The organism is Duganella flavida (assembly GCF_009857445.1).
GTDB lineage: Bacteria > Pseudomonadota > Gammaproteobacteria > Burkholderiales > Burkholderiaceae_D > Rugamonas > Rugamonas flavida.
On record NZ_WWCN01000017.1, the window covers coordinates 27849 to 48456 of the forward strand.

Sequence of the window (20608 nt, forward strand, 5' to 3'; positions counted from 1 at the left end):
CGCGCCTTACAGGTTCTTGACTTCTTCCGGCATCGGGAAGAAGGTCGGGTGGCGATACACCTTGCTGTTGGACGGCTCGAACAGCGCGCCCTTGTCAGCCGGGCTGCTGGCGACGATATCGGCCGCACGCACCACCCAAATGCTGACGCCTTCATTGCGGCGCGTATAAACATCGCGCGCGTTGTTGACCGCCATCTCCGCGTCCGGCGCATGCAGGCTGCCGACATGCTTGTGCGCCAGCCCGTGCTGGCTGCGGATGAAGATTTCCCACAGTGGCCATTCTTTGCTCATTGCTGTCTCCTATTGTCTGTCATGCGGCGCTGCGCGCTTGTTTCTTGTCGGCGTAGGCGACCAGGGCGTCGCGGAACCATTCGCCGTCGTCCCAGGCTTTGACGCGGGTGCGCAGGCGCTCGCGGTTGCACGGGCCGTTGCCCTTCAGGACGTTCTGGAATTCCGTCCAGTCGATGGCGCCGAATTCGTAGTGGCCGGTTTCGGCGTTCCATTTCAAATCCGGATCGGGGATGGTCAGGCCGAGGTACTCGGCTTGCGGCACGGTCTGGTCGACCATGCGCTGGCGCAGCTCGTCGTTGGAGAACAGCTTGATGCGCCACTGCGCCGATTGCGCGCTGTTGACCGACTCGGCGTCCGACGGGCCGAACATCATCAGCGACGGCCACCACCAGCGGTTGAGCGCATCTTGCGCCATCGCCTTCTGCTCCGGCGTGCCCTTGCACAGCGACAGCATGATGTCGTAGCCCTGGCGTGCGTGGAACGATTCTTCCTTGCAGACGCGGATCATGGCGCGCGCATACGGGCCATAGGAGCAGCGGCACAGCGGGATCTGATTGATGATGGCCGAGCCGTCCACCAGCCAGCCGATCGCGCCCATGTCGGCCCAGTTCAGGGTTGGGTAGTTGAAGATGCTCGAATATTTGGCCTTGCCGCTGTGCAGGGCTGCCAGCAGTTCGTCGCGCGACACGCCCAGCGTTTCGGCGGCGCTGTACAGGTAGAGGCCGTGGCCGGCTTCGTCCTGGATCTTGGCCAGCAAGATCGATTTGCGCTTCAGGGTCGGCGCGCGCGTGACCCAGTTCCCCTCCGGCAGCTGGCCGACGATTTCCGAGTGAGCGTGCTGCGAAATTTGCCGGATCAGGGTCTTGCGGTAAGCCTCGGGCATCCAGTCCTTGGCCTCGATCTTGACGCCGTCGTCGATGCGGGCCTGGAAAGCCTGCTCCTCCGGGCTCATGTCGGCGGCGCTGCGGACTTGCTTGAGACCGGTTTCCACCAGTTGTGCGTACATGGCTGTCTCCTCCTTTTCTGCATAATACGATACAGAATTTGGTTTGACTATGATTATTTTGAATCACTTTAATATAATGCATCATATTAATTTTTTGGCGCGATGCAGCGCCGGGACAAGTAAACTATGGCTTCCACGTCCAGATTAATAAACCGCCTATGAATTGCAACGAATGGATCGCCAGTTTTTTGGCCACTGACCCGCCGCGCTCGAAATCGCTGGTGGTGACCATTTTTGGCGACGCCATCGTGCCGCACGGCGGCATGGTGTGGCTGGGCAGCCTGATCGAGCTGCTGGCGCCGTTCGGCGTCAACGACCGCCTGTTGCGCACCTCGGTGTTCCGGCTGGCGCAGGAAGGCTGGCTGGGCGCCCAGCGCGACGGCCGCCGCGCTTCGTACGCGATCACGCCCGATGCCATGGCGCGCTTTGTGCACGCCTACCGCCGCATCTACGCGCCGCCGAATGTGCACTGGGATGGCAGCTGGACGCTGGTCTTGAACGGCGATGGCGCGCTCAACGCGGCCGAACGCAGCGCGGTGCGCAAGGAATTGCTGTGGGAAGGGTATAGCGTGATCGCGCCCGGCATCATGGGCCACCCGGCCGCTGACGGCCCGGCGCTGGATGAGCTGCTCAAGCGGCTGGGCGTGGCCGGCAAGCTGTTTGTGGTACAGGGCAAGTCGATGCGCCAGGTCAGCGCGCGCCCGCTCAGCGATCTGGTGGCCGAGGGCTGGGATGTGGCCGGCGTGGCCGAGGGCTACAACAAATTCATCGCCCAGTTCGAACCGCTGCTGGCAGCGCTGCGCGCCACCGCCGATGCAGCCGACGGCCTGCCGCCCGACAGCGCAGACGCGGCCGGCGCGAGTGGCGCGGACGGCACGGCCGGCATTGAAGCCTGCGACCAGCCGCTGACGCCAGAAAAAGCCTTCGTCGTCCGCACCCTGCTGACCCACGCCTACCGCCGCGTGCAGCTGCACGACCCGCAACTGCCGGTCGAGCTACTGCCGACGCCATGGCCAGGCGCCCTGGCCTACGAACTGGCGCGCCAAATTTACCTGCTGGTGTACGCGGCCGCCGAACAACACATCGACACCGCCCTGCGCCGCGAAGATGCCGCCGCCCCCGCCGCCGAACCCGCCTTCTTCGACCGCTTCGGCGGGCTGGCCTGAAATCCAGGCGACCCGGCGGCCAACCCTGTATCATGTCGGCTCCGCGCCACAAGCGCGAACGACTTTCTTCATAGAATTCACCAGGATTCCGCCATGCCTATCAAAATCAGCCAGCAATTCGACGCTGGCGCCATCGAAGTGGTGCGCGCCGATGATCCGGCCGCCATCGATCTGAACATCCGCAAGGATTCCCACGCCGACATCATCCAGTGGTTCTACTACCGCGTGCAAGGCGCGCAGGGCACGCCGCTGAAGATGAACTTCCTGAACGCCGGCAGCGCCGCCTACCCGGACGGCTGGAAAGACTATCAAGCCGTGGCCAGCTACGACCGCGACACCTGGTTCCGCGTGCCGACCAGCTACGATGGCAAGGTCATGACCATCAACCACACGCCGGAATACGACAGCGTCTACTACGCCTACTTCGAACCGTATTCGTGGGAACGCCACCTGGCGCTGCTGGACAACGCCCAGCTGTCGCCGCTGGTTAAGCTGGTGGACCTGGGCAGCACCGTCGATGGCCGCGACCTCAATATGCTGGTGATCGGCGATCCGGAAGCGGAACAGAAGGTGTGGGTCATCGCCCGCCAGCACCCAGGCGAAACCATGGCTGAATGGTTCGTCGAAGGCTTCGTTGAAGCGCTGCTCGATCCGGCCAATCCGTTCGGCCGCCAGTGCCTGAAGGAAGCCGTGTTCTACGTGGTACCGAACATGAACCCAGACGGTTCGGTGCGCGGCAACCTGCGCACCAACGCGGCTGGCGCCAACCTCAATCGCGAGTGGCTGAATCCAAGCATGGAGCGCAGCCCGGAGGTGTTCCTGGTCAAGCAGAAGATGCACCAAGTGGGCGTCGATCTATGCCTGGATATCCACGGCGACGAAGGCTTGCCTTACGTGTTCGTGGCGGGTAGCGAATCGCTGCCGGACTTCACGCCGGATCAGGCCGAAGCGCAGCAGTACTTCATCGATAACTTCCTGATCGCCAGCCCGGACTTCCAGGATGAATTCGGCTACGGCGAAACCCCGTACACGCCGGAAACGCTGACCATGGGTTCGCCGCACATCACGCACGCTTTCGGCTGCCTGTCGCTGACTTTGGAAATGCCGTTCAAGGACAACGCCAACGATCCGGATCCGGAGACCGGCTGGAACGGCGCCCGCTCCGCCGAGCTGGGCAAGTCGATTTTGCAGCCAGTGCTGCAATCGCTGTTGGCGCAGCAATAACGCCAGGCCCTGCGGCGCCACAAGGTCGGCGTCGCAGGGGAAAATACACTGGGCTTCTTTCGACGCTTCACGATCCCCCCGCTATTGCCGCTGCTCACGTGCAGCACGCCGACGAGCAAGCTGTGCAAGCGAGGATACGGGCATGGGGTACCTTACCTAAGCCCCTCGCCTATTTCTGCCTATTTTCGCCTATCGCATGCCTATTTTTTTCAGCTGTTTTTCGGAACTTCCCTCTGAGCGGCGCGGTCTAACTGTTACAAGTGTAGGCAATCTATAGGCAGAAATAGGCGAAAATAGGCGCCCCCCCATGAGAAAGACCCACCATATCTATACGGAACTCAATTACCAGATGCGCAGGCGCGAAGACCTGCGCTCGATAGAGGAAATCACGCTCATCGCGGTGAAAGAATGGATGGCCCGAAACTACGGCCAACCGACCGAGCATGGCTACCAATGGAAAGACCTGTTCCTGCCGCACGGCACCAGCCTGCGCATCAGCCATCGGGGGCTATGCTACTTCGCGGAAGTGAAAGGCGACCTGCTGATCGCCGATGGAAAAATCGTCACGCCGAGCGCGTGGGCCACAGAAGTTTGCGGCAGCGTGCGCAACGCCTGGCGCGACATCTGCATTCGCCGCAACTACCGGGAAGGCTGGACGCAAGCCAGCGCATGGCGCGCCGCTGCCGGCGAGCAGCCCAAGCGGCCCGGTATCAACCGCCGCCTGCGCGCCCGCCGCATCACCGATTAAGAACCGGCCACCACCATATTCTCGATCAGGATCGAGCCGGTGGATTTGGTACCGCGTACCAGCACATCATTGCCGACCGCAACGATCTGCGCCAGCATGTCCTTCATATTGCCAGCGATGGTGATCTCTTCCACCGGATACTGGATCACGCCATTCTCGACCCAGTAGCCGGCCGCGCCACGCGAGTAATCGCCGGTGACGTAGTTGGTGCCCGAGCCCATCAGCTCAGTAACCAGCAGGCCGGTGCCCATCTTGCGCAGCATGCCGGCAAAGTCATCGGCCTCCGTGGTCAGCGATGACGTCAGCGACAGGTTGTGCGAACCGCCCGCATTGCCGGTGGTTTTCATGCCCAGCTTGCGCGCCGAATAGGTCGACAGGAAGTAGCCCTGCACCACACCATCCTTGACCACATCGCGCTTGACCGTGCGGACGCCCTCTTCATCAAACGGCGCCGAACCCACCGCACCAACGATATGCGGATCCTCATGAATCTGCACGTGCTGTGGCAACACCTGCTTGCCCAGCGAATCGAGCAGGAAGGTCGATTTGCGATACAGCGCACCGCCCGATGTTGCCTGCACAAACGCGCCCAGCAAGCCAGCCGCCAGCGGCGCTTCAAACAGCACCGGGCAAGTACGCGTATCGATGCTGCGCGCATTCAAGCGTGCCAGCGCGCGCTCAGCCGCGTAACGGCCGATGGCTTCCGGCGACGACATCTTGGCCGCATCGCGTACCGACGAATACCAGTCGTCGCGCTGCATATGCTTGCCCTTGCCGGCAATCGGCGCCACCGACAAGGTGTGGCGTGAAAATGGATAACCACCGATAAAGCCGCGCGAGTTGGCCGACACGAAATGCGACTGCTGCACGTGCACGCCCGCGCCTTCCGAATTGGTGATGCGCGGATCGACCGCAAACGCAGCCGCCTCGGCGCGTTGCGCCAGTGCCACTGCCTCAGCGGTGGCAATCGACCATGGGTAGAACAGCTCCAGATCGCGCGGATGGAGTTCCAGCTGGTCTTCGTCGGCCAAACCGGCGCAATCATCGTCAGCGGTGAAGCGGGCGATGTTGTAGGCCGCTTCCACCGTCGCCTTCAGCGCGGCCGGCGAAAAGTCCGAGGTCGAGGCATTGCCGCGGCGCTGGCCGATGAACACCGTCACCCCCATGCCCTTGTCTTTATTCTGCTCGATGGTCTCGATCTGGCTCTTGCGCACCGACACCGACAGGCCGCTGCCCTCGCTGATTTCGACGGCACAATCGGTGCCGCCCTGGGCTTTTGCGTAGCCCAGCACATCGCGTGCGAGCTGCTTTAACTGGTCCTGGGTGTGGGTGAAATGGGTATCGCTCATGGGCTGTTTTCTTCGGGTGGCCGCTAAAACAGTTATCATAGCAGTCGTTTACAGTTTAAGGGCGCGGCCACGCGTCCGCAGGAAAGTTAATAATATGGTAAATCCAAACCGCGGCGCCGTCGGCTTCAGCTCGACCGAATTCGAAGAAGAATACGAACGTCCTTCCAAATCCGAGGCCAAGCGCCAGTCCAACGCCCTGCAAAAAATGGGCGAGACGCTTGTTGACGCCCCACGCGACCGCGTGAAACGCGTGCCGATGCCGGAAGACGTGCTGGACGCCATCCTGATGTGCCAGACCATCACCAACCACGAAGGTCGCCGCCGCCAGATGCAATTTGTCGGCAAAAAGATGCGTACGCTCGATGAGACCGAAATCGGTCTGATTCAAGCCGCCATCGACGGCTGGAAAGGCGCCTCCAAGGCCGAAACCTCGGCCATGCACGCGCTGGAACGCCGCCGCGACAAGTTGCTGGCCGATGACAACGCCCTGACCGCCCTGCTGAGCGAAGCGCCGCATCTGGACGTGCAGCACCTGCGCACCCTGATCCGCAACGCCCGCAAAGAGCAGGCCGAGAACAAGCCGCCCAAAGCCTACCGCGAAATCTTCCAGATCCTGAAACAGCTGGAAGCCGACAAGCGCAAGGCCGCCAAAGCCGGTGACGGCGATGACGAAGAAGCCGACGACATCGACGCCGATGACGAGTAACACGGACCACACGCTGGTCATCGGCCTGGTCTCGGTCTCCGACCGGGCCAGTGGCGGCGTGTATGCCGACCAAGGCATCCCGGCCCTGCAAGACTGGCTGGCGCGCGCCCTGACCACGCCGTTCCGCGTCGAGACCCGATTGATCGCCGACGAGCGCGCGCAGATCGAAGCCACGCTCACCGAGCTGGCCGACGTCGCCCGCTGCCATCTGATCCTGACCACCGGCGGCACCGGCCCGGCGCGGCGCGACGTCACGCCGGAAGCCACGCTGGCTGTCGGCACCAAGGAAATGCCCGGCTTCGGCGAACAAATGCGCCAGATCAGCCTGCACTTCGTGCCGACCGCGATTTTGTCGCGCCAGACCGCCGTGATCCGCGAAAGCGCCGACCACGCAGCCCTGATCCTGAACCTGCCCGGCCAGCCAAAAGCCATCGCCGAAACACTGGGTGGCCTGCAAGACGCCGACGGCAAGCAGCTGGTGGGCGGCATCTTCGCCGCCATCCCCTATTGCATCGACCTGATCGGCGGTCCCTACATGGAAACCGATCCGGCCGTGAGCCAAGCCTTCCGCCCAAAATCCGCTATTCGCCAAGGAAAAGCATGACGCTGCTGCAAACCATCGAAAAAGAAACCGGCGCCAACCCGACCGTCTCCATCATCTGGATGCACGGCCTGGGCGCCGACGCCAACGACTTCGTGCCCATGCTGCACGAGCTCGACCTCGCTGGCCTGCCGGCCATCCGCTTCATCTTCCCGAACGCCGACACCATGCCGGTGACGATCAACGGCGGCTACGTGATGCGCGCCTGGTATGACATCATCGCCACTGATCTGGGTCGCCAGGAAGACGAAGCTGGCCTGCGCGCCTCGCAAGCCAAAGTGGAAGCCCTGATCGCCCGTGAAAACGCGCGCGGCAACCCGAACGAACGCATCATCCTGGCCGGCTTCTCGCAAGGCTGCGCCATGACCCTGCAAACCGGCCTGCGCCAGACCAAGCCGCTGGCTGGTTTGATGTGCCTGTCCGGCTACGTGCCGATCGCGCCAAAAGCCGCCGCCGAGCACACGCCGGAAAGCAAGCAAACGCCGATCTTCCTGGTACACGGCCGCATGGACCCGGTGATCCCGATCGCCCGCGCCACCGCCTCGCGCGACCTGCTGGTTGAATGGGGCTACAACGTCGAATGGCACGAATACGCGATGCAGCACTCGCTGTGCCAGGAAGAGGTGGACCACATCAGCGCCTGGCTGAAGAAAGTCCTGTAAGGCCTAGGGCAGCGGCGGCGCAGCGGATGGCGGCACCGCCGTCTGCGCTGCATTCATCACCATCGCCAGGAAGGTGTAGTAGCCGTTGATGCCCATCAGGTCCACCACGCCTTGCTCGCCAAACGCGGCAAGCGCCGCCGCGTAAGTCGCATCGTCGACCCGCTGCTGCTGATGCAGCTGCACGCAGAACTCATACACCAGCGCTTCATCCGCCAGCAGCGCCGCCGGCCGCTCGCGCGCCGCGATAGCCGCAATCACCTCCTGCGCAATGCCGTAATCGCGCGCGATCGGCGCGTGGATCGCCCATTCCACCTGCTGGCTCCAATGCCGCGCAGTCACCAGTATCGCCAGCTCCGTCAGGCGCGTGCCGATGGCGCTGCGGTAGCGCAGGTACTCGCCCATCTGCTGCGTGGCGCTCATCAACTCAGGTGAGCGCACCAACGGCACGAACGGCCCATACAGCCCGCCGCGCGGGCCGTCGATCACCACTTGCGCCGCGACCTGCTGGGCCGCGCTCATTTCTGCAAACGGTATCGGTCCTAAACGATCTTCCATGCTGCCTCCCATTTATTCGGCCATGTTCCGGCATAAATCAAAAGCACGCAAGCCGAGCGCCGCTATCGTGGACAGTCCTCCCCCCACTCGAAAGGACGCGCCATGAGCCATATCATCCACCGCAACCTGCATCAGCCGCCACCCGTCGCCGTGCGCGCCAGCGGCATCACCGTCACCGACAGCAGCGGACGCGAATACATTGACGCCAGCGGCGGCGCCGCCGTCTCCTCGCTCGGCCACGCCCATCCCGAGGTGCTGGCCGCCATGCACGCGCAGATCGACCGCAACGCCTACGCCCATACCGCCTTCTTCACCTGCGAGGCGGCCGAACAACTGGCGGCGCGGCTGGCGGCCGACGCGCCGGGCGATCTCGATCACGTCTACCTCGTCTCCGGCGGCTCGGAAGCGATGGAGACCGCGCTCAAACTGGCGCGCCAGTACTGGCTGGAAGAGGGTCAGCCGCAACGCAGCGTGTTCATTGCGCGCCGCCAGAGCTATCACGGCAACACACTGGGCGCGCTGGCCGTCGGCGGCAACGAATGGCGCCGCGCACCATTCGCGCCGCTGCTGGTCGATGTGCCGCGCGTGTCGCCCTGCTACGAATACCGCGAACGCACCGACGGCCAGTCGACCGCAGACTACACCGCCGCCCTGCTACGCGAACTGGAACACGCCATCCTCGCTGCCGGCCCGGAAAATGTGATCGGCTTCGTCGCTGAAACGGTAGTCGGCGCGACTGCCGGTGCAGTGCCGCCCACGCCCGGCTACTTCCGTGGCGTGCGCAAACTGTGCGACCAATACGGCTTGCTGTTGATCCTCGATGAAGTCATGTGCGGCATGGGCCGCTGCGGCACGCTGTACGCGTTTGAACAGGAAGGCGTGCTGCCGGACCTGGTGGTGCTGGGCAAAGGCCTCGGCGCCGGCTACCAGCCGATCGGCGCGGTGTTGGCGCGGCAGCACATCGTGCAACGCCTGCGCGACGGCAGCGGCGCTTTCCAGCACGGCCACACCTACATGGGCCACCCGGTGGCGGCAGCGGCAGCACTGGCGGTGCAAAACGTGATCCGTCGCGACAACCTGCTGGGCGCCGTCATCGTGCGTGGCGCGGCCTTGCGGCGCATGCTGCGCGACGCTTTCGGCGAACATCCACACGTCGGCGACATCCGCGGGCGCGGACTGTTGATAGGATTGGAGCTGGTGAAAGACCGCGACAGCAAGGCGCCGTTCGATCCGATGCGGCGGCTGCACGCGGCCATCAAGGAAGAAGCGATGGCGCGTGGCCTGATGGTCTACCCGATGGGCGGCACCATCGATGGCCGGCGCGGCGACCACGTGCTGCTGGCGCCGCCCTTCATCGCCAGCGAGGCGCAGCTGGCGGAAATCACCAGCCGCCTCGCGGACACGTTTACTTCTGTGCTTTCCAGGCGATGACTTCCGCCTGCTGCTCGCCGACGCCGGCGATCCCCAAGCGCAGCGTATCGCCCTTTTTCAGGAAACGTTGCGGCTTGCGGCCCATGCCCACGCCGGGCGGCGTGCCGGTGGCAATCACGTCGCCCGGTTCCAGCGTCATGAACTTCGACAGGTAGCTGACAATCTGCGCCACCGTGAAAATCATGGTCGAGGTATTCCCGGTCTGCATACGCTTGCCGTTCAATTCCAGATACAAGTCCAGATCCTGCACATCGTAGATATCTTCCGGCGTCACCAGCCACGGGCCGACCGGGCCGAAAGTATCGCAGCCCTTGCCCTTGTCCCAGGTGCCGCCGCGCTCCAGCTGATACTCGCGCTCCGACACATCATTGACCACCGTGTAGCCGGCGATGTATTTGTGCGCATCGGCCTCGCTCACATACTGCGCGCGCGCGCCGATCACAATGCCCAGCTCCACTTCCCAGTCCGTCTTCTTCGAACCTTGCGGCAGCATGATCGGATCATCCGGGCCATTCAACGCGCTGATCGCCTTCATGAACACGATCGGCTCCTGCGGCGCCGCCATACCCGCTTCCGCCGCGTGGTCCGAATAATTCAAGCCGATGCAAATGAACTTGCCCACCTTCGCCACCGGTACGCCGTAGCGCGGAGTGCCGCGCACCAGCGGCAGCGAGGCGTGCGCAATCTTCTCCAGCTTGCGCAGCGATTTTGGCGCCAGCGTGGCCGCATCGATATCGTCAATCACGCCGGACAGGGAGCGCAGCTTGCCCTCATCGTCGATCAAACCTGGTTTTTCTTTGCCTGGACGGCCATAACGTACGAGTCGCATACTTCACCTCAATTGAAAAGTTAGCGACATTCTACCCGTAGCGCTCCTGCCGCAGCCACTTGTTGGCGATGATCTTGGTGCCGCTGACTACCGGCGCGCCGCCGTGCAGGGTTTGCGGGTCCGGCTGGTGATTGGCGTCGGTATTGAGGAACCACAGCGCGCTGCCTTTTTTCGGAAACACCTCCAGCCCGAGATGCGGGAACACCGTGCCGCCGCCCTGCTCCACATCGCACAGGTACAGCACAAAGGTCGCCAGCCGCTGGCCACCGCGCGCCAGGTGTGAGCGATGGCCAGCGCTGTCGGGATCGAGCCAATCGTAGTGCGGACGGTATTCCTGCGTCTTGCCATACTTCTGCAGCTGGAACGGTTCGGTGCACTCGGGCGCCCAGTGTGCCAGCGCCGCCAGCCGGCGGTCGATGCGTTCCGCCACCTCGGTTTCGCCGCGCTGGATAAAGGCCATCTCGCTGGTGCGGCCTTCGTGCACCACGCTGGCGCCGTCGCTTTCCGCCGCCACCGTGGAGCGCGTGTAGCGGCTTCCGCAATGGGTGATGATGGCGTCGCACTCGTCGTCGCTGAGCACATTCCCGAGCAGGATCACCTGCGGTTTCTTCAGCACGAACAGCACTTCCACCTCGCGGTCCGGCGTGGCGATGCGGTTGCTGGAGACGTCAATGTAAGGCATGTCGCGCGGCGCCGAAAACGCGCTGGCAACGACCGGCTCCTGCACGGGCGCTGTCGCTGCTGCCGCACCGGCGGCGTCGCCGGCATCGGCGCGGATACGCAGCGCCGCGTCGATCGCCGCGCGCGCTGCGGCCATGCTGTGCTGACCGGAGCGTGCCATGCTGTTGGCCATATCCAGCGGACTGCAGCCGCGGTCGAGGTTTTCCATGATCCAGCCGCGCCAGGTCAGCGGCAAAGTAGCAAACACATTGTCGGATTCGGTCATCGCTTCATCAGGGACTGGTCGGATGGGAAGCCCATTCTAACGGATTGCGCATGCGCCGCCGCACAAACCACAGCAATCCGGGCAACTGCAACAACACCAGCAGCGCAAACGCCGCCCGGTAGGCCACCGCCGGATAGTGGCCCAGCAAATCCGGCCGCCAGCAGCCGACCACCAGCCCGAAACCCGCCTGCACCGCGAACGCGCCGAGGAAAATCAACAGGTTCAGGCAGGTGGCCGCGCGTCCCGTCAGCGCGCCGGGCAGGCTTTGGGCGACGATGGTGTATTCAATGCCAGTCACCGTACCGACCAGCGTGAACAGCACCGACAGCAGCTGGTAGCTGGGCCGCCAGTCACACACAAAGCCAAGCTGCACGCAGATGAATAGCGCCACGCCAGCTGCCGCCACGCTGATCGGCGCGATGCCCCGCTTGGCCGCCCACTCCGTCACCATGCCGACCGCGATGGCGCCGAAGATCACCGCCGCCATGCCGAGGTACAGCAGGTAGCCAACCGCCTCCTCACTGTAGCGCGCCACGTCGCCGAGCCAGCGCGAGATCCACAAGCCCTGGATGCCGAAGAACACTGTGTGCGGAATCAGCACCAGCGTGGCCGTCTCACGGAACGCCGGGTGCCGATACACGGCGCGCATGGCTTCCAGTAGCGCGGTCTTGCGCGCGCCTTGCAGCTGCGGCGGTGACAGCGCGCGGATCAAGATCCCGGTCAGCGCAGCGGCCAGCGCCAGCCAGAGAAACAGCCCGCGCCAGTCCACGTAGTGCAGCGCCAGGCGCACCGGCAGCGTGGCCGATGCGGCGCCAAGGCCGCCCACCGCAATCAGGTAGCCTTGCACCGACGGCAGCCGCGCCGGCGCGATCCAGGTGGAGATGGCCTTCACCGCCGACATGAAGCAGCCGCCAAGGCCAAGACCGATCAGCGCGCGCGCCGCCAGCAACTGCGGGAAGGTCTGGCCGCCGGCAAACGCCAGCGCGCCGACGCCGGCCAGCATCAGCATCGGCAGCTGTACCTTGGCCGGTCCCCAGCGATCAAGCGCAATCCCGACCGGCAGCTGCGCCAGCGCGAAGGCGAGGAAGAAGGCGCTGGTCAGCAGCCCAAGCTGGCCGGGCGTGAGCGCCAGTGCCGCCACCAGCTGTGGCGCCAGCGTCGCATTTACCGTCCGCATCAAGCTCGATAAAAAGTGCCCGAGCGCGAACGGCAAAAACACCAGCACAAACACCGCGCGCCCAGAGAGCGGCGGCGTGTCAACGCGCGGCAATGCGGCGGAATCGCGCATGGCTCCCGCCTAGGCTGCGCTATGCGAGTCACAGCCGGCGGCGGATGGCGCTGCGCCGCCGCCCTCCTGCCGCGCCGAGATCAGCGGAATCACCTTGCGCGATCCCGGTGCAGCTGCCGGCGATGCGCCGAATTCGCTGCGCGCACCGCCCTCTTCCTCGAAGAAAAATTTCTCCTTGCCGAAGGCCGGTTTCAGCTCGTCCATCCACGTCGCATGCGGATCGAACTTCGCATAAAACGGCTTGCGCACCCAGTCCGCATTACGCGCCTGCAGGAACTGCAGCGCAAACACCTTTTCGCCGCCGATCTGTGCAATCCCGTCAATCACCACCTTGCCGGGGAAAGCGCTCATCGACGGTCCGCGCACCGTGCGCGACAAGCCCGACACCATCTGGTAAGCCGCCTGGAAAATCTCATGCGCGCGCGCCAGCGGTAGCTGGAAATACTCGCGCGGCCCGGTATCGCGTTCAACGAACATGTAGTACGGGATCGCCCCCAGCCGCACGCCGGTCTGCCACAACTCCGCCCACGATGCTGGGTCTTCGTTGATATGCCGGATCAACGGCCCCTGCATGCGCAAGGTCGCACCGGTGCCGACAATCCGCTTGACCGCCTGCTGCGCAATCGCCGGCCGCAACTCCACCGCATGATTGTAGTGGCCCATGATCGCCATATTCTTGCCACTGGCGACCACACGCTCGAAGAGGCGCAGCAAATCATCCGCATCGCGGTCGGTCACAAAACGCTGCGGCCAATACGCCACCGACTTGGTGCCGATGCGGATGTTCTGGATGTGCGCCAGGTCCGGCGCCAGCAGCGGCTCAATGTACGCCTCCAGCGAACGCGTATTCATGATCAGCGGATCGCCACCGGTGATCAGCACATCGGTCACCTCCGGATGCATGCGCAAGTAGGACGCCAGCTCGTGCGACTCCTTCGCATCAAACTTCATATCATCCATACCGACAAACTGCGGCCAGCGGAAACAGAAGGTGCAGTAGGCGTGGCAGGTCTGCCCCGAACTCGGGAAAAATAAAACAGTCTCCTTGTATTTATGCTGCAGGCCTTTCAGAGGCGCGTCGTTCACACGCGGCACATTGTGTGTCATCTGCCCGGCCGGATGGGGATTCATGCGCATGCGGATGCGCCGCACCAGCTCCACCAGCGCCGGCTGGTCGGCCTTGCCCAGCACCAGTTCCTTCAAGCGCGCATAGTCGTCCGGCGCCAGCATGTCGCGGTGCGGGAAGGTCAAGCGGTAAATCGGATCGTCCGGGATGTTATTCCAGTCGATCAGCTGATCGAGCACATACTCATTGGTGCGGAACGGCAGCACATGCGACACCACCTGCACCGCCTCCTGCAAATCCGGCGGGATCCACTCCCATTGGCGCGAGTGCGAAATGGTTTGTCGTATGAACGGTTTGAATTTGGGCGTATCCATCGTGGGTTTCCTTCAGTCGGTCAGAAAACTCCATGCTAGGCCGCGCACCAGCGGCCGGATTGCCAAGTATCAACTGATGCACGGAAATGTTCCGCAGCTTGCGCCAGCGCAATTCGCGCTTGTGGCAGCCACGTACAGTTCATAGCGCCATCCACTACACAGGAGCCGCTCATGAAAACCCTGCTCACCGCTGTCCTGCTAGTCGCCGCCGCGGCGGCTTACGCCAACGAACCAACCGAGAAAGACGCCATCGCCATGGCGGAAAAAGGCGCCGCCTTCATCAAGGCCAACGGCCAGGACGCCTTTCTCAAAAAGATCAGCAACAAAGATCCCGACTACCTGCAAGGATCGCTGTACGTCGACGTGCGCGACATCAAGACCGGCATCGTGCTGGCGCACCCGGTCAACCCCTCCATCGTCGGCAAGGACCTGACCGACATCCCCGATGCCAGCGGCAAAAAATACCGCCGCGAGATCATCGAGCTGGCCGCCAAAAAAGGCCATGGCTGGGTCGACTACCAGTACAAGAATCCCACCACCGGCAAGATCGAACCCAAGACCACCTACATCCTGCGCGTCGGCGACATCGTGCTGGAAGCCGGCATCTACAAAAAATAGCGAGAGGCGCATCATGCTGAACCAACTGCGTATCGGACCCAAACTGCTGCTGGCGCCCATGCTGGTGCTGGTGCTGCTAATCCTCACCGCCGGCGCGGCCTACCTCGGCATGGTGCGCCAGAACGCCTCGCTGGAAAACCTGGTGCAGGTGCGCGCCGCGCGCCTGAAGACGGCGGCCGACGTCAGCGGCGAGGCACGCTACGCCCACGCCAACATCTACCAATTGCTGGCGTGGGTCAACGGCAGCTTTGCGCAGGCCCGCCTCGACGCGCTCGGACGCGAGATCAAGACGCGTCACGCCGCCATCGACGAGCAGCTGCGCAACCTCGACGCGCTGGCCGACGACAGCGAACGCAAGATCGTCGTGCAGTCGCTGCAGGCGCTTGCCGCCTACCGCAAGGCCGTAGCGCAAACCATGGACATGGCGCAGATGGACCAGAGCATCGCCACCAACTCGATGGCCATCGCGGAAAAACAGTTCCTGCTGCTGAACGAGCAATTGGCGCAGTTGTCGACGCTGGAGAAAAAACTCAGCGAACAGGCGCACGCACAGGCCAAGGGCGACTTCCATACGCTGAACACCACCATGGCCATCATGGTGCTGCTGTCGGTGGTGCTATCGACCGGCGTGACCATGGCGGTGCGCGGCGCCATGCTGCGCGACATCCGCGCCATTGCCGACGTGGTGGTGGCGCTGGCGGCCGGCCGCCTCGCCGCCGGCCGCCGCAACCACGGCCGCGACGAAATCGCCGACACCGCGCGCATGCTGGACCAGACCATGGCCAACCTGACGCAAACGCTGACCACCATCCTCGGCGCCGTGCACTCCATCGACACCGCCGCGCGCGAAATCGCCACCGGCAATCTCGACCTGTCCACCCGCACTGAGATGCAAGCCAGCTCGCTGGAGCAAACCGCCAGCGCCATGAACACGCTGACGCATGCGGTGCAAGCCAATGCCGCCAACGCGCGCGAAGCCTGCCAGCTGGCGGCCGGCGCCAGCGACCTGGCGCAGCACGGCGGCGCGGCAATGGCAGATGCGGTACAGACCATGGCCTCGATCCGCGCCAGCTCGCGCCAGATCGTCGACATCATCGCCGTCATCGACGGCATCTCGTTCCAGACTAATATCCTGGCGCTGAACGCCGCCGTCGAAGCAGCGCGCGCCGGCGAGCAAGGGCGCGGCTTTGCGGTGGTGGCGTCGGAAGTGCGCACACTGGCCCAACGTTCCGCAGCAGCGGCCAAGGAAATCAAGGCGCTGATCGCGGCCTCGGTGGCCACCATCGACAGCGGCAGCGCCACCGTGCAGCAGGCCGGTGAGCGTATGGAGGGTATCGTCGCCGCCGTGCAGCAGGTGAACGACGTTATCGCCCGCATCAGCGCCGCCAGCGCCGAGCAGGCGCAGGGCATTGCCGAAGTCAATCAAGCGGTGGGCCAAATGGATGATGTAACGCAGCAGAACGCCGCGCTGGTGGAGCAAGCCGCCGCCGCTGCGGCCAGCCTGCAAGACCAGGCGGCCCAGCTGTCGCAGGCGGTGTCGGTGTTCAAGTTAGAGCCATCAAGCACGATGGGGCTTGCTCAGAAACCGCGAGCCGCCCTCCACGAAACGCCACGGCAGCTCCACGGCCTTCGAAATGCCGATGCGCGGGCCGGCTAGCACCGCCACGTCGCGCTCGCGCGGCAGCAGCAGGAACGGCGGCGCATCGAGCGGCAGGTTGTTCTGCGCGCGCGTCACGCCCAGCGCCTGCGCCAGCCGCCCGGGGCCGGAGCACAACAAGCGCAACTCGTCCAGCCCGCGCCGCTCGCGCATCAGCGCCAGCGCGGCCGGATCGGACAGCGGTTCCAGCGCCCGGATCAACACGCCAGCGCCGTGACCCACCTCGCGGCAGACGAAATTCAGACACCAGTGCAGCCCGTGCGAACGGTACACATAACTGCGCCCCGGCGGTCCGAACATCGAAAAATTGCGCTCGGTCAGGCCGATGTAGCAATGCGAGGCCGGTTCGCTGGCATCGTAAGCCTCCACCTCGACGATGCGCCCCCCCACGCCGCCCACCAGCAGCTTCACGCCGATCAATTGCTGCGCCACCTGCGGCGCGGGCGCGCTAAAATCAATTCCTGCCAGATCCATAACCATGTCCTCTTGTAATCGCTCAAATCGTAACAAATCACTATCGATTCCCGGCAATAAGCGAGAAAATATGGTGCACTGCGCAGAAAATCGCCACAAATTCGCGCAATCGTCCCCCAGATGCGGCGATAATCGAGGGTACGATTGCCTTTACCCACGAATTCACAATGACGACAGTTGCTGCCCCAGCCTTGCCAACCGAAAACGCGGTGGAAGACGCTTTGATGCGCTCCATCCGGATTCCGCCTCGGCCCAGCCTGCTCGTCGACCTGCAGCGCGAACTGGCCAAGGGCGATCCGTCGCCGCGCCTGATCGCCCGCATCATCGCCAATGACGTCGGCATGTCCGGCGCGCTGCTGAAGCTGGCCAACTCGCCGTTCTTCGGCGCCGCGCGCAAGGCCAAGTCGGTCGAGCAAGCCATCAACTTCCTCGGCATCAACCAGTGCGCTGCCCTGCTGACCGGTTTGCTGGCGCGCCAGGCGATCGAGGGCAAGGAAGCCGACCTTAACGCCTTCTGGGAAGTGTCGGCGCGCCGTGCCCAAGCGCTGGTGTTCACCTCGCGCAAGCTGCGCATCGCCCCGCCCGACATCGCCCATACCTTCGGCCTGTTCTGCGACATCGGCGTGCCGCTGCTGATGAACCGCTTCGACGACTACGCCGACACCTACGACCAGGCTTGCCACGACGCCGACCATATTTTCACCGCCATCGAAGACCAGCGCTACAGCACCAACCACGCCGCCATCGGCTGCCTGCTGGCGCGTAACTGGGGCTTGTCGCCGGACGTCTCGTGGGCCATCCTGCTGCATCACGATTACAGCGTGCTGGACGACCCGTCGACCGACGACGCCATCCGCTCGCTGGTGGCGCTGTCCTTGCTGGCCGAAAAAGGCATCCAGCGCCTGCATGGCCGCAGCACCTCCTATGAATGGGAAAAAGGCGGCGACGCCGCCTGCCGCCACCTCGGCCTGACCGAGGATGAAACCGAAGACCTGCTCGAAGAGCTGAACGAAACCTTCCACACCGAACGATAAGAAGCATGCCGAAAAATAAGCGCCCTGTCCCGCGCAAATCCGCCAACTCCCCTGAACTCAAAGACGAGCAGAACACCCACGAGCTGTTCACGCTCGCGCTGGAACTGGCCGACGAATCGGCCGGCGCCGACATTGTTGCCGCCAGCACCCGCGACGAACTGAAGCAAAAGCACGTCGACTTCCAGCGCCTGCTGCGCCGCCTGCTGGCGCAGGGCAAGGACGAGGTGCTGTACGGCGCCGTCGAACTGGCGCGCGAGGAATCCGTCGAAGGCTACCGCTACCTGCGCAGCGCCATCGAAGAAGGCGCGGCCAACCTGCTGCTGCGCCGCGAAGACGCGCCTGAAATGGAAATCGACGCCTTCGCGATCCCCGTCTTTGTACGCAGCCAGGGCGGCCTCGACCCGGCCTTTGATTTCCAGGACGGCGAAGCCTACGAGGCGCTGCTGGCCAGCTTCACCGACGCCGGGCTGGAAAGCACCAAGGCCAAGGTAGTGCTGGTGAGCCACGCTTACGACGCCGGCGAAGTCGAACGCATCAGCTATGGCCAGTTGCACGCCATGCTGCGCGAAGCGGCGCACTCGCTGACCGAGAAAAAAATCGCCGCTGCACCAGCGTTGGAGCGCAGCATGAAGCACGGCTGGTCGGCCACCGCCTTCGGCCCGGAAGACAGTGCCGTCGAGCTGCGCTACCTGCTCGGCTTCGCGCTGAAACGTGCCGACGACGCGTTCTACCAAGTGCCGGCCAGCGAAAAAGCTGCCGACGCCTATTTCGCCAAGCGCTCAGATGCCTATCAAAAGTGGACCGAGCAATACGCACCGCTGGTAGCGCGCTGCCTCGGCCGCGCACGTGGCGCTGATCCGGCACTGAGCTTGAACTTCCAGTATCAGGATTTGTTCTTCGGCGCCCGCGCCCAGGCCCAGTCCGAATACGACATGCTGCACCTGCTGTCCGAGCTGAACCAAGCCTTGGCCGGCCACGACCCGGCGCAAGTGCAAGCGGTGATCGCGCCGTCCGAGGACGACGACGAACCGGTGCTGCTGGTCGAGCTGTCGCTGGGCGGCAATGTGCTGGCCGCAGCCGGCAAGCCGCACGATCCCGCAGCCGACCTCGGCCTCGCGCTGGAAGACCTGGCCGACGCCCTCGCCAGCATCGGCCTGACCGATATTTCCGTTTCGGAAGATCCCTTGGCCTGAAAGCGATTTCCTGTTTGACAGTCCCGCGCGAGCCGAGGATACTTTCCTGAACGCGGGACGCAGATCCCGCCGCCTGGTGCGGTGCAGGCCTTGTGCTCCGCAGCAAAGGGAGACACGTCATGACATCATGGGCCCGCGTTATTGGCACGGCGCTGTGCGCCGCTGCATTCCTGTGCGGCTGCGCCAGCCAACCGGTTGCCGTCCAGGCGCCGCAGCAGCAGCTATTCCACGACCAGCTATTCAAGCCGTCCGGTGCGCCGATCGACACCAGCCGCGTGTTCGCCCTCACTCCGGCCATGCGCGACTACCTGCACAAGGAAATCGGCAATGCCTCCCCAGGCAAGGATGTGCGCCGTATGCTGTTCGACGCCCTGTACCGGCGCGACCAGCTACAGCTTGAATACGATTCCGCCGTTACCCGCAACGCCGCCCAGACCTTCGATGCGCGCGCCGGCAACTGCCTGTCGCTGGCCATCATGACCGCCGCGCTGGCGCAAGAACTCAAGATGCCGGTGCAATTCCAGCAAGTCGAGGTCGATGAAGTGTGGAGCCGCTCCGGCAATCTCTACTTCGCCAGCAACCACGTCAACCTGATGCTGGGCCGGCCGCGCAGCGACCGCAACCCCTACGCCACCTACAGCATGGACAGCGCCACCTCGCTGACCGTGGACTTCATTCCGCTGCCGCCCAAGGCCCGCGAAAACGCCCGCCCGCTGACCGAGACCACCATCGTCGCCATGTACCTCAATAACCGCGCCGCCGAACTGCTGGCGGTGGGCCAGGTCGACGATGCCTACTGGGCCGCGCGCAAGGCGGCCGAAGTCGATCCGCTATTCCTCAACGCCTACAACACGCTGGGCGTGATCTACCAGCACCACGGCAACCAGGACGCCGCCGAACAGGCGCTGCGCTACGCCCACTCGCAGGCGCCCGACAACACCATCTTCCTGGCCAATCTGGCGCAGACGCTGGAAGCCGTGAACCAGCTGGACGAAGCGGCCGTGCTGCGCGCCCGGCTGGCGCAGCTGGAGCCCTACCCGCCGTTCTACTTCTTCAAGCAAGGGCAGGAGGCCATGCAGCTGGGCGACTACACGCGCGCCCGCAAGCTGTTCGAGCGCGAACTGGACCGGGTGCCCGACTATCATGAATTCCACTTCTGGCTGGCCATCGCCAACTACCAGCTGGGCAATATCCGCACCGCTGAAACCCACATGGCCGAAGCCATGAAAAACAGCACCACGCGCGGCGACCACGACCTCTACGCCGGCAAGCTCGACCGCATTCGTGCTTATGAGGCCCAGCTGCGCATAAAACAGTAACAATCCGGTGGTATGCTGAAACTAGCTGAAGCTTGACACGTAGTTGCGGACACGCAACAATTGCAAGTAAA

21 protein-coding genes are annotated in these 20608 nt (G+C 63.9%); 12 read left to right on the forward strand and 9 right to left on the reverse strand.

What is annotated here, in order from left to right:
• Positions 1-6: 6 nt before the first annotated feature.
• Together paaB and paaA are read right to left on the reverse strand one after the other, a co-directional pair.
• Complete coding sequence (gene paaB, locus GTP46_RS23235) at positions 7-291, reverse strand: 1,2-phenylacetyl-CoA epoxidase subunit PaaB (protein WP_092276067.1); 285 nt, start codon at positions 289-291, stop codon at positions 7-9.
• A gap of 19 nt (positions 292-310) precedes the next feature.
• On the reverse strand, positions 311-1297 hold the full coding sequence (paaA, locus tag GTP46_RS23240) for a 1,2-phenylacetyl-CoA epoxidase subunit PaaA (RefSeq protein ID WP_161009011.1): 987 nt from the start codon (positions 1295-1297) through the stop codon (positions 311-313).
• 158 nt (positions 1298-1455) lie between these two features.
• Here paaA and GTP46_RS23245 point away from each other — a divergent pair, with 158 nt between their 5' ends.
• The 3 genes from GTP46_RS23245 to GTP46_RS23255 all read left to right on the forward strand — a co-directional run bounded on the left by GTP46_RS23245 (position 1456) and on the right by GTP46_RS23255 (position 4435).
• Positions 1456-2463 (forward strand): PaaX family transcriptional regulator, encoded by a 1008-nt coding sequence (locus GTP46_RS23245; RefSeq protein ID WP_161009012.1) that lies wholly within the window; start codon positions 1456-1458, stop codon positions 2461-2463.
• Positions 2464-2556: 93 nt separating this feature from the next.
• Positions 2557-3687 carry a M14 family metallopeptidase gene (locus GTP46_RS23250; protein WP_161009013.1) on the forward strand — a complete coding sequence of 377 codons (1131 nt, stop codon included), beginning with the start codon at positions 2557-2559 and terminating at the stop codon, positions 3685-3687.
• 307 nt (positions 3688-3994) lie between these two features.
• Complete coding sequence (locus tag GTP46_RS23255; protein WP_161009014.1) at positions 3995-4435, forward strand: hypothetical protein; 441 nt, start codon at positions 3995-3997, stop codon at positions 4433-4435.
• Here the strand turns inward: GTP46_RS23255 and pmbA are convergent.
• Positions 4432-5784, reverse strand: a complete 1353-nt coding sequence (pmbA, locus tag GTP46_RS23260) for a metalloprotease PmbA (RefSeq protein ID WP_161009015.1) — start codon at positions 5782-5784, stop codon at positions 4432-4434. The genes GTP46_RS23255 and pmbA overlap by 4 nt on opposite strands.
• Before the next feature lie 94 nt (positions 5785-5878).
• Here pmbA and yjgA point away from each other — a divergent pair, with 94 nt between their 5' ends.
• The 3 genes from yjgA to GTP46_RS23275 are packed head-to-tail and all read left to right on the forward strand — an operon-like array spanning position 5879 to position 7753.
• A complete protein-coding gene (gene yjgA / locus GTP46_RS23265) occupies positions 5879-6490 on the forward strand; it encodes a ribosome biogenesis factor YjgA (RefSeq protein ID WP_161009016.1) in 612 nt (203 codons plus the stop codon).
• Entirely contained in the window at positions 6480-7094 is a 615-nt protein-coding gene (mog, locus tag GTP46_RS23270; protein WP_161009017.1) for a molybdopterin adenylyltransferase, read from the forward strand. Before yjgA ends, mog begins: the two co-directional genes overlap by 11 nt.
• Positions 7091-7753 carry an alpha/beta hydrolase gene (locus tag GTP46_RS23275; protein WP_161009018.1) on the forward strand — a complete coding sequence of 221 codons (663 nt, stop codon included), beginning with the start codon at positions 7091-7093 and terminating at the stop codon, positions 7751-7753. Before mog ends, GTP46_RS23275 begins: the two co-directional genes overlap by 4 nt.
• 3 nt (positions 7754-7756) lie before the next feature.
• Here the strand turns inward: GTP46_RS23275 and GTP46_RS23280 are convergent, their stop codons facing one another.
• Entirely contained in the window at positions 7757-8308 is a 552-nt protein-coding gene (locus GTP46_RS23280) for a carboxymuconolactone decarboxylase family protein (protein ID WP_161009019.1), read from the reverse strand.
• 102 nt (positions 8309-8410) lie between these two features.
• Between GTP46_RS23280 and GTP46_RS23285 the strand changes: the two genes are divergently transcribed.
• Positions 8411-9739 (forward strand): aspartate aminotransferase family protein, encoded by a 1329-nt coding sequence (locus GTP46_RS23285; RefSeq protein WP_161009020.1) that lies wholly within the window; start codon positions 8411-8413, stop codon positions 9737-9739.
• Here the strand turns inward: GTP46_RS23285 and GTP46_RS23290 are convergent.
• Genes GTP46_RS23290 through GTP46_RS23305 form a run of 4 tightly spaced genes read right to left on the reverse strand, consistent with a single transcriptional unit; the run spans position 9714 to position 14242 of the window.
• A complete protein-coding gene (locus tag GTP46_RS23290; protein ID WP_161009021.1) occupies positions 9714-10568 on the reverse strand; it encodes a fumarylacetoacetate hydrolase family protein in 855 nt (284 codons plus the stop codon). The two genes, GTP46_RS23285 and GTP46_RS23290, sit on opposite strands and share 26 nt — an antisense overlap.
• Positions 10569-10599: 31 nt before the next feature.
• A complete protein-coding gene (locus GTP46_RS23295; RefSeq protein WP_229259065.1) occupies positions 10600-11514 on the reverse strand; it encodes a 2OG-Fe(II) oxygenase in 915 nt (304 codons plus the stop codon).
• Between the two features lie 7 nt (positions 11515-11521).
• Positions 11522-12802, reverse strand: a complete 1281-nt coding sequence (locus GTP46_RS23300; RefSeq protein ID WP_161009022.1) for an MFS transporter — start codon at positions 12800-12802, stop codon at positions 11522-11524.
• Between the two features lie 9 nt (positions 12803-12811).
• Positions 12812-14242, reverse strand: a complete 1431-nt coding sequence (locus tag GTP46_RS23305) for a KamA family radical SAM protein (RefSeq protein ID WP_161009023.1) — start codon at positions 14240-14242, stop codon at positions 12812-12814.
• Positions 14243-14413: 171 nt separating this feature from the next.
• Between GTP46_RS23305 and GTP46_RS23310 the strand changes: the two genes are divergently transcribed.
• Both GTP46_RS23310 and GTP46_RS23315 read left to right on the forward strand, forming a co-directional pair.
• Positions 14414-14860 (forward strand): cache domain-containing protein, encoded by a 447-nt coding sequence (locus GTP46_RS23310; RefSeq protein ID WP_161009024.1) that lies wholly within the window; start codon positions 14414-14416, stop codon positions 14858-14860.
• A 13-nt stretch (positions 14861-14873) separates the two neighbouring features.
• Positions 14874-16517, forward strand: a complete 1644-nt coding sequence (locus tag GTP46_RS23315) for a methyl-accepting chemotaxis protein (protein ID WP_161009025.1) — start codon at positions 14874-14876, stop codon at positions 16515-16517.
• Here the strand turns inward: GTP46_RS23315 and GTP46_RS23320 are convergent.
• The gene (locus tag GTP46_RS23320; protein ID WP_371869732.1) at positions 16419-16991 is read right to left on the reverse strand and encodes a DNA-3-methyladenine glycosylase; all 573 of its coding nucleotides are present in this window, start codon (positions 16989-16991) and stop codon (positions 16419-16421) included. The genes GTP46_RS23315 and GTP46_RS23320 overlap by 99 nt on opposite strands.
• A 167-nt stretch (positions 16992-17158) precedes the next feature.
• On the opposite strand from GTP46_RS23320, the gene GTP46_RS23325 reads away from it, so the two are divergent.
• The 3 genes from GTP46_RS23325 (at position 17159) to GTP46_RS23335 (ending at position 20537) form a co-directional block, all read left to right on the forward strand.
• Positions 17159-18025, forward strand: a complete 867-nt coding sequence (locus tag GTP46_RS23325) for an HDOD domain-containing protein (protein WP_161009027.1) — start codon at positions 17159-17161, stop codon at positions 18023-18025.
• A gap of 5 nt (positions 18026-18030) precedes the next feature.
• Complete coding sequence (locus GTP46_RS23330) at positions 18031-19218, forward strand: hypothetical protein (RefSeq protein WP_161009028.1); 1188 nt, start codon at positions 18031-18033, stop codon at positions 19216-19218.
• Between the two features lie 119 nt (positions 19219-19337).
• Positions 19338-20537 (forward strand): tetratricopeptide repeat protein, encoded by a 1200-nt coding sequence (locus tag GTP46_RS23335; protein WP_161009029.1) that lies wholly within the window; start codon positions 19338-19340, stop codon positions 20535-20537.
• The last annotated feature ends 71 nt before the right edge of the window (positions 20538-20608 follow it).